The 1,111-nt window shown below is 67.7% G+C and carries 1 pseudogene; it reads right to left on the bottom strand.

The window, feature by feature from the left end:
- A pseudogene (locus RT2_RS24905) lies at positions 1-936 on the bottom strand (Ig-like domain-containing protein); the annotation flags it as partial.
- Between the last annotated feature and the right edge of the window lie 175 nt (positions 937-1,111).

The raw sequence follows: 1,111 nt of genomic DNA, 5'->3' as shown, positions 1-1,111 counted from the left end.
GACCGGGCCGCCGAGCGGCGTTGCGCCGTCGGAGAACTGGACGGTGCCGCCGTTCGCGGCCGGGTTGACGTTCGCGGTCAGCGTGACCTCGGAGCCGTTCTTCACCGAGCCGGGGGCCACCACTGTGGTGGTGGTCTGCTTGTCGGCCTCGATGATTCGGGTGGTCGACAGCGGACCGGCGCCGGCGTTCAGGGGCGCAGTCTCACCGTCGCGCGGGGAGCACTGCGTCGGCGCCCACGCGGTGATGACCAGTGTCGCCTTCGGCAGGAACGTCAGGAAGTTCGCGTCGTTGCCGAACGTTCCGGCGGCGCCGGCGGTGCGCAGCTTGAGGCTGACGTCGCCGGCACTGCGGGCCCGCAGATGCGCCGTTACCTGGGGCAGCTGGAAGGTGGTGGCGGTTCCGGAGGTGGCCTTCGCGACGATGCCACCCTCCGAGCTCTTGCTGGAGTTGGGACCGTTTCCGATGGTCTGGTTGTTGCCCGACAGGCGCAGGATGGCGCCGTTCGGGTCGGGGTTGCCGTTCTCGTTGACCCGCAACAGGCTCGGCGTGACACCGCTGAGGCCGACGCTGGTGTTCTGCAGGATGTCCGCACCGATGTAGTCGGCGTTGTCCGGGACCAGAACGTCGATCTTGACGCGGGAGACGTTCTGCACGCTCGCACCCGAGGACGAGTTCGGGAAGCTGATCGGCGGCGGAATGATCGTCACGTCAAACGTGTCGCCGGCGTTGACCGTGTCCGGTGCATTGACCGCGAGCGAGGCTGCTTGCGTCTCGCTCGTTGGGGAGGCGACGGCGGACGGGGTGATCTTGCAGGTGTTGTTGAACGTGGTGTTGAACGATGTCGCGTTGGCGGGGACACCGCCGAGCATGGTGACGCCGACGAGTGCTCCGACACCGAGCGGTGTCACGAGCCCACGAATCTTCTTGTTCTGCATGAATTCTCCTACGAACGAGGGGAAAGCCAGGGAGTCACCCGGTCCGGGGCGTGAGCAGCTCACGCCCCGGGCCGAGGTGGGCAGAGCGGGGTCAGCTGTTGAACAGGCTGGCGAGCGAACCGAAGTCGGCGCTACCGCCACCGGGGGTGCCCGGGTCGGTGGCGTCGGTGACACC

This window comes from Rhodococcus tukisamuensis NBRC 100609 (assembly GCF_001894985.1).
Lineage (GTDB): Bacteria > Actinomycetota > Actinomycetes > Mycobacteriales > Mycobacteriaceae > Rhodococcus_G > Rhodococcus_G tukisamuensis.
Note: the sequence above shows the minus strand (reverse complement) of the source record. Positions and strands in the feature narration are given on the sequence as shown.